The sequence below is a fragment of the Bacillus litorisediminis genome (assembly GCF_022808645.1).
GTDB classification, from domain to species: Bacteria; Bacillota; Bacilli; order Bacillales; family JC228; genus Bacillus_BF; species Bacillus_BF litorisediminis.
The window spans coordinates 113,932-121,567 of the sequence record NZ_JAKZKT010000010.1 but is presented as its reverse complement, the minus strand read 5'-3'; the positions used below and the strand labels follow the sequence as shown (position 1 = coordinate 121,567).

The following is a 7,636-nucleotide window of genomic DNA, read 5'->3' as shown; positions in this document are numbered from 1 at the left end:
TTTAGATTAACAAAACCTCCCCCCAGCAAAAGAAACAGAAAGGCTGGGGGATAATACCAAAGTCCGAATAGCAGAATTGTACATTCTAAAACGAGCAAAAGTGTACATATTATCGTTGACATTTATACCCTCTCTCGATCTCAACATCAAAAGGCTTCAACTCACCTTCTAATATCTCTCGGAAAATGGTGAGACCAATATCCTTTTTAGATTTATCCTCCAATTTAGAAACATGCTTATCATAAGTTCTGGTGTTTTCTGAATAAGAACATTCACTCTCATCATTGTGGCGAAAATAAAAAGGTCTTCCCTCATCTTTAGTTAAATTCATATTAACTGGCTTGTTACAACATAAACAAGTAAATGCACTCTTTTTTGAAAAAACACGATAATTATCTTCAAACGAACGAATTATTTCAAAACGGCTTAAATTTTGTTGTTCTAGTTCTCTTTTTTTCAATTCAATGTTAAAGATGGAATTATGTAGGTAGGCCGAGTCCAAGCAATACACATCCCTTCAAATCGAATAGTTTCTAAGACCTATTATATCAATGTGCATAATAATGGAAATGCTAATAAATAAGAAAGAGTTTTGCATTCAAATAACGGCAAAAAAAAATATCCCACCAAAAGGCTTAACACCTTCTCAGTGGGTTCCTTCATTACTTTTTCACCATATAATGTTTTTCGTTGTTCGTTTAATTTGACTACTTGGTATAACATCCTTCTGGCAGCTATTCTATAACACTATTATTTAATTACTTCTTTTTATAATACTCCACATACCAATCCGTAAACCTTTGTAATCCAACTTCAATCGGAGTCTGCGGCTTAAATCCAACAGCATGCTGCAGTGAATCTGTAGAAGCATAGGTGGCCGGTACATCCCCTGCCTTGATAGGCTCAAAGATTTTCTCAAATAAAACTTCTCTGCCTAGGGATTTACTTAATGCTCTCTCCAATGTTCCGATAAATACCATTAATTTCTCCGGACTGTTGTTGCCAATATTGTATACCTTATAAGGAACTGAATCACTAGGTGGATGTCCAATCAATCTTTCAATCCCCTCGACAATGTCATCTATATAAGTAAAGTCCCTATATAGATCGTTTTCAAAATCTCCATTATTAAAGATTCTTATTGGCTCCCCATCAAAATACTTATCGGTAAAACCAAAGTAGGCCATATCCGGACGCCCCATTGGTCCGTAAACTGTAAAAAATCTGAGTCCCGTAGCTGGTATTTTGTACAGATGACTATATGTATGTGCCATCAATTCATTTGATTTCTTGGTAGATGCATAAAGGGATACAGGATGATCAACAAAGTCAGTTTCTTCAAATGGTACTTTTTTATTTGCCCCATATACTGAACTTGAAGAAGCATAGACAAGATGATCTACAGGATTATACCTGCAAGCTTCAAGAATATTAAAAAAACCGATGATATTACTCTGGATATAAACATCTGGATTTTCAATTGAATAACGTACACCCGCTTGTGCAGCTAAGTTCACGACCACATTAGGCTTGTACTCCTCAAAGACTTTCATAATTAGAGCCTTGTCGGATATATCCCCTTTAATAAAGGTAAACCTCTCATAAGGCTCAAGCAGCTCCAAACGGGCATATTTCAGATTCACATCATAGTAATCATTGATATTATCAATCCCAATCACCCTGCAACCCTGCTCTAATAACCTTCTAGATAAGTAATACCCAATAAATCCGGCTGCTCCCGTAACTAGATAAGTCTTTCCTGTATCAAGAGGTATGTAATTCAAGACTCTTCATCTCCTTCAGTCCTTCTCTACTGGTTGATCTTCTGCCAATAGAGTGATATTCCACTCCGGCTTTCTCCATGTCATCTACATCATAAATATTTCTACCATCAAATACTAAAGGAGTTCGCATTAACTTCTTATATGTTTCAGGAGTTACTGCTTTGATTTCTCCCCATTCAGTAAAGATAAAGCAAACATTTGCACCTTCTAAAGCCTCTTCAGGATTGTTTGCATACGTAATAGAACCTTGTCCACTCTTACCTTCTGGGTACATCTTAGCAAAATTAAAGGCTCCAACAGGGTCGAATGCATATATATCTGCGCCTTGCTCTAATAATAAAGGTACATTTTCAAGCGATGCAGCTTCTCTTAAATCGTCTGTACCTGGCTTAAATGTCAAGCCTAGCACTGCTACTTTTAGACCATTAAAAGTAATAAGTCTCTTGCTAGCTTTTTTATATAACATTGTTTTTTGTTCTTTGTTCACATCAATGGCAGCTTTTACAGTTTTTAATTCATATCCATGTTGTCTTGCAATATATTCAAGTGCTTTCGTATCCTTAGGGAAACATGATCCACCAAAACCGATACCTGCATTCAAAAATTTACTTCCAATCCGTTCATCAAAGCTCATACCTTTTGCAACATCCTGAATGTCCGCTCCAACCAATTCACAAAGATTCGCAATGTCGTTCATATATGAAATTTTAAGGGCAAGAAAATCATTTGAAGCATATTTAATCATTTCTGCTGATCTTCTATTTACAGAAACAATGGGCAGATGAAATGGCTCATAAATCTTCATAAGCATTTCTTCTGCCCATTTACTTTCTGTTCCAATAATAATTCTTTCTGCATGTAATGTATTATGTACAGCAGAACCCTTCTCCGGTTAATTGGATGGTTCCCTCTTCAAAGGTGTAGCCTTCATAGCTGAAGGTGAAAGCGTTATGAACTTCAACCCCTCCAACTGCATCCACAATCTCCTTAAACCCTTCCATATTGATTTCAATATAGTAATCTATCGGAATATCGAGGAAATTTTCGACGGTAGCCATTGACATCGCCACCCCACCATAAGCATAAGCATGATTGATTTTATCCTCCATATCCCTCCCCACAATTTCAACTCTTGTATCCCTTGGAATACTTAGCATTTTAACAGAGCTCGAATTGGGATTGACGGTTAAGACAACCATTGTATCCGAACGTCCGCTGTCATACTCCCGTTTGTCCACACCCATTAATAGAACAGAAAATGGATCTTTCTTTTCAAGCGTTACTTTTGCCGGGCGCTTTTCCGGCTGTACTCTGTCAACCGGCGTGTGCATAGTTTCAGTTGTTTCTTTTAAAGATTGATATATATTGAACCCGTAAACTCCTGCTGCACCTAGGAGAACGACTACTACTGATACAATTGTCAGGATAATTTTTTTCTTTTTCGACATCATTGCACTTCCTTAATTGGTATAAGGAAAAGGTACCTGTTTTGTCAGGATTCGTCAATCTTTTTTCAGTATAGTACGAATATAATAGAAGAGATACAGATTCCTTGATACAATATTTGTAAAATGTTTCGGCGGTGGTCATTTGAATAAAAAAGTTCTATTCCTCTTTATTCTTTCTATATTAATCATATCTAGTATTTTTATAATGGATAAAAATACAAGTAATACAATAAGCTCAACAATAGAAGAGAATCCTTTAGAAGAAACAGAGCCTAATTTAAGTCAGCTAAAAAAATTAAAGATTGCGTTATCTAACCCTTTAGAACAATATATGAGCATCGTTTTTATCGGAGATTCTATTACATGGGGTTTGACAGCAACAGGGAACCCAGAAGATTATGCTAGTGGTCGCGATGGTACTTTATCTGACAGAAGAGATGATTTTGACTCGCAGTCTTTTGTGAATGAATTTAAGCGTTACATTGGTTCTGAGTACATGGATGGTTCAGCTCCTTTGTTATCCAACTGGAGTGAGTCACCCAGCGGAGAATCTATAGTCGAGTACCAAAAAGAAGTGATTGTTTTTCCGGAAGGAGAGAATTTTGAAGTTGGAACAGAGGGAGATGCTTCACAAGAAGTACAACAAAATGAAGACTCTGTTTCAGGTAAACAATTAAACTTTGATGTGTCAGAGGGTACGGGGTTTATTAGATTTCGCTTTACGGGGAAAGAATTCACCTTGTCCTTTGATAGCACAGAGAATAGTTTGGACTATGAATTGTTGATTGATGGAGTGTCACAGGGCATTTTCCCTGCAAGCGGAGATGGCTACGACAATCGTCGCACACACTCATTTGACTATGTAAAGGACGCTTTAATAGAAATCAAAACGGTTAAGAATGATACCGATGGCCAACAGACTTTAAAAATAGGCGGGATCATCGTTAACAAAACGATTAAGATCTCTAATCAAGGAATCATTGGGGCAACGACCAGGAGTTATGTAGCCAACAACCTTGAAGGCAATACGATGGGTGATGGAAATGCGATCAATGATGAAGATCAATATCTATTCATTCAGCTAGGTACCAACGATCGTATTATTGCTAATGGGGTCGAAAAAGGGGCAGGTGAATTCAAAAAGAATTTACAGCTTCTTCTAGATGAAGTGAATTCAAATAGAAATCTCATTCTCATGTGTCCAAACCCTGCAGCTAATAATGATCCGGGCATATATAGTTTCGATACGAAAGAAGTCTGTAAGGTAATTACTCAAGTAGCGCAGGAAAACGGTATTGACTTAATCGACAACTACTCGATATTTGAAGGGATGGATACATCCAAATATCTCGCTGATGGATTGCATCCTAATGACTATGGGCATCAGATGATGTTTCAGAATATTATTGATTCACTGGAAAAGGATTAAACTCTTCAATTAAATATTAAATGATAATAAGAGGGTCTATCTGTATTTAGTAATTTAAAATTGTTGTTGATACAGTAAATTTTTTGTATAAAGGCAGGGCTTTTATATACAAATTCTGCATATTGAACCCCTGTTTTAATAACACATCGAATTAATGCACCCGATAGCTAATCATTATTTTCGTCTCTATCCTTCTGTTTCATTAGCGGTACAATAGTGTATTCCTTATTTAAAAAAAGTATCAATTAACTAAAACTTTTCTATAAAAAATATATCAACCTGTTGATGCTTCCTGATTGAACAAGTTATTCCAGTTGGGTTATACTAAAAAAATAGAACAAACATTCGTTATAATAAGGGGGAATAATATGTTCAATGGTTTGAGTAATCAGTTGGACGATTTATTGCAACGTGTTGGTTACAAGCTCCAAATAAGTAAAACACAACGTGAACTAGCAGAACAAAGATACAAAGCTGTTGGAACTTGGTTATCCAATGGCGAAGAATTTAAGGGAAAAAAAGTAGAAATTTATCCACAAGGTTCCTTAAGTATCAGCACCACAGTGAAACCACTCCTAAAACAAGAATATGATTTGGACTTAGTTTGTGAAATTGACGAAAACTGGCATAACAAGAATCCAATTCAACTTCTTGACTCCATAGAAAAACGCCTCAAAGAACATGACACTTATAAGGCTATGGTAGAAAGAAAGAACCGCTGCATTAGGTTAAATTACGCCAATGAATTTCATATGGATATCCTACCTGCTCATCCTACTGATAAAGGATTTAACACCAATGTAAAAGTTCCCGACAGAAAAGCAAAAGACTGGAAAGATAGTAATCCTAAAGGATATGCAGCTTGGTTTAATGAACGCTCTAATCTGTATTCGGGAGTATTACTTGAGAAAAAAGCAGCCGCCTCCATCCAGCCACTACCGATGGATGATCCAACCCGGAAACCGCCTTTAAAACGCGCAGTCCAACTTATTAAACGATATCGTGATATTTACTTTGAAAAGAATCCTGATTCAGCTCCAATTAGTATTGTTCTTACTACGCTCGCAGGAAAGTATTATGATGGACAAGTATCTGTCAATGAAGCACTTAGTGTAATTTTGAATAAAATCATTGTGAATATTCCAAAAGAGGGCAGAATCATTGTTTTAAACCCAACAAATGCAAAGGAAGACCTAAGTGAACGGTGGGATGAAAATCCAGATCTTTACCAATCATTCGTTGATTTTATCCTCGATTTTAACAAACGCTGGGATGAGCTAAACAAAATTCAAGGCATCGATCAGATTGCAAAAGAACTAAAGATCATGTTTGGTGAGAACATCATCAACGAAAGCTTGAAAGAACAAGCCGAACTTATGGAAAAAGCCCGTAAATCATCAAATCTGGGAGTTTTAGGAACATCTGGACTCCTTGTAGCTGCTACAAAGGAGCAAGCAGTACCTGTGAGGAAAAACACGTTCTATGGTGAATAAGAAGGCACTCTTTAAACAAAACAAACTCTCTTTATCTAAACAGGTCATTGCAATGGAAAAAATATTTCCAGATTTTAAAGTAACCTGGAAGAGAAATACGGTAATTTGGATAGGGAAACTTAAACCAACTGAAATGAGTGCCAACTATACTGTGCAAGTTACTTATTCATTGGACATGAACCAGCCAGAAGTTATCATCCTTTCACCTAAACTACAAAAACGTGGAGATGAAAAAATTCCACACATTTATCCTGGGGAAAAACTTTGCCTGTTTCGACCAAGAAAAAAAGAATGGACAAAAGAAATGTTTGTTGCGGATACAATCGTCCCATGGACAAGCCTTTGGTTATATTACTACGAAATGTGGCATGCAACTGGAGAATGGTTAGGTGGAGGAGAGCACTTTAAAGTAAGGGGGAAAAAGAGTGAAAAAAGTGCTGTCAATTGACGGTGGAGGCATTAAAGGGGTGTTTCCAGCTTCCTTTCTTGCTACGTTAGAGGAATCGATCGGGGAAAACATCGGGGATTATTTTGATTTAATTGTCGGTACTTCAACAGGAGGTATTATTGCACTAGGTCTTGCAAGTGGAATGAGTGCAAAGGACATTCTCGGATTTTATGAAAATGAAGGTCCCAATATTTTTAAAGGGAATCGGTTATTAAAGACTATGCGCTGGATTTCTGTTGCAAAATATAGCGAGGAACCATTAGATTTGGCATTAAAAAAATGTTTTGGGGATAAACGAATTGGTGAATGTAAAACACGTGTCATGATCCCCTCTTTGAATCTTGATACAGGTGAGGTTCATATTTATAAAACTGCCCATCATGAACGGTTTAAAAATGACTATAAAAAAACAATCGTAGAAGCTGCAAGAGCTACCTCTGCAGCTCCAACTTTTTTTCGAAGTATGATAACAGAAAAAGGCATTTCGTTAGTTGATGGTGGTATATGGGCGAATAATCCGGTAGGTCCTGCAGTTGTGGAAGCAATTGGTGTTTTAGGTTGGCAAAAAGGCGAATTTACAGTCTTGAGCATAGGGTGTACTTCTGAACCCTTCTCTGTTGATTGGGGGAGAAAACGGGGGTTAGGACTGGGATATTGGGGATTAAAATTGGTTGATACTTTTATGAGTGGTCAATCTTCACAATCCCTTGGAACAGCAATGCTTCTTGCTGGACATGAAAATGTCTATAGATACGACGTTATGATGTCAAAAAATCGCTTTGCACTCGATGGTATTAAAGGGATAAATTCATTAAAAGGACTCGGTGACTCTGAGGCTCGAAAAGCGTTACCTGAACTAGAGAATATTTTCTTCAAAGAAAAAGCTGAACCATTCATACCTTTTTATCAATTGAAAATGCAGGCAGTATGAAAAAATTTCTAAGCAGCAGATATTTTAACTCTTTAATTCTTTCATTTTGTTTAATGATTATTGTAAGGAATTGAATAAGAGTTTCTTCCCCTTTTGTACATAT

Annotated in this window: 7 protein-coding genes and 1 pseudogene; 4 read left to right on the top strand and 4 right to left on the bottom strand. The window is 36.7% G+C overall.

What is annotated here, in order from left to right; all coding sequences use genetic code 11:
• Window positions 1–109: 109 nt before the first annotated feature.
• The 4 genes and pseudogenes from MLE14_RS07605 to MLE14_RS07590 form a co-directional block, all read right to left on the bottom strand.
• Window positions 110–502 carry a DUF7830 domain-containing protein gene (locus tag MLE14_RS07605; protein ID WP_243297753.1) on the bottom strand — a complete coding sequence of 131 codons (393 nt, stop codon included), beginning with the start codon at window positions 500–502 and terminating at the stop codon, window positions 110–112.
• Window positions 503–758: 256 nt separating this feature from the next.
• On the bottom strand, window positions 759–1,784 hold the full coding sequence (locus MLE14_RS07600) for an SDR family NAD(P)-dependent oxidoreductase (protein WP_243297752.1): 1,026 nt from the start codon (window positions 1,782–1,784) through the stop codon (window positions 759–761).
• Window positions 1,765–2,670: pseudogene (locus MLE14_RS07595) on the bottom strand (UDP-glucose dehydrogenase family protein); the annotation flags it as partial. The pseudogene MLE14_RS07595 and the gene MLE14_RS07600, both read right to left, overlap by 20 nt.
• The gene (locus tag MLE14_RS07590; protein WP_390628435.1) at window positions 2,651–2,941 is read right to left on the bottom strand and encodes an LCP family glycopolymer transferase; all 291 of its coding nucleotides are present in this window, start codon (window positions 2,939–2,941) and stop codon (window positions 2,651–2,653) included. The pseudogene MLE14_RS07595 and the gene MLE14_RS07590, both read right to left, overlap by 20 nt.
• Window positions 2,942–3,374: 433 nt before the next feature.
• Here MLE14_RS07590 and MLE14_RS07585 point away from each other — a divergent pair, with 433 nt between their 5' ends.
• The 4 genes from MLE14_RS07585 to MLE14_RS07570 all read left to right on the top strand — a co-directional run bounded on the left by MLE14_RS07585 (window position 3,375) and on the right by MLE14_RS07570 (window position 7,533).
• Window positions 3,375–4,661 (top strand): SGNH/GDSL hydrolase family protein, encoded by a 1,287-nt coding sequence (locus MLE14_RS07585; RefSeq protein WP_243297751.1) that lies wholly within the window; start codon window positions 3,375–3,377, stop codon window positions 4,659–4,661.
• Window positions 4,662–5,029: 368 nt separating this feature from the next.
• Entirely contained in the window at window positions 5,030–6,154 is a 1,125-nt protein-coding gene (locus MLE14_RS07580; RefSeq protein ID WP_243297750.1) for a nucleotidyltransferase domain-containing protein, read from the top strand.
• Window positions 6,144–6,602 carry a hypothetical protein gene (locus MLE14_RS07575; protein WP_243297749.1) on the top strand — a complete coding sequence of 153 codons (459 nt, stop codon included), beginning with the start codon at window positions 6,144–6,146 and terminating at the stop codon, window positions 6,600–6,602. The genes MLE14_RS07580 and MLE14_RS07575 overlap by 11 nt, the downstream gene beginning before the upstream one ends.
• Window positions 6,580–7,533, top strand: a complete 954-nt coding sequence (locus MLE14_RS07570) for a CBASS cGAMP-activated phospholipase (RefSeq protein ID WP_243297748.1) — start codon at window positions 6,580–6,582, stop codon at window positions 7,531–7,533. The genes MLE14_RS07575 and MLE14_RS07570 overlap by 23 nt, the downstream gene beginning before the upstream one ends.
• Window positions 7,534–7,636 lie beyond the last annotated feature (103 nt).

What these genes read in the sequence shown, in the direction of transcription:
- MLE14_RS07590 (WP_390628435.1), bottom strand. Translation starts at nt 2,941, where the DNA reads ATGCTAAGTATTCCAAGGGATACAAGAGTTGAAATTGTGGGGAGGGAT.
- MLE14_RS07580 (WP_243297750.1), top strand. Translation starts at nt 5,030, where the DNA reads ATGTTCAATGGTTTGAGTAATCAGTTGGACGATTTATTGCAACGTGTT.
- MLE14_RS07575 (WP_243297749.1), top strand. Translation starts at nt 6,144, where the DNA reads ATGGTGAATAAGAAGGCACTCTTTAAACAAAACAAACTCTCTTTATCT.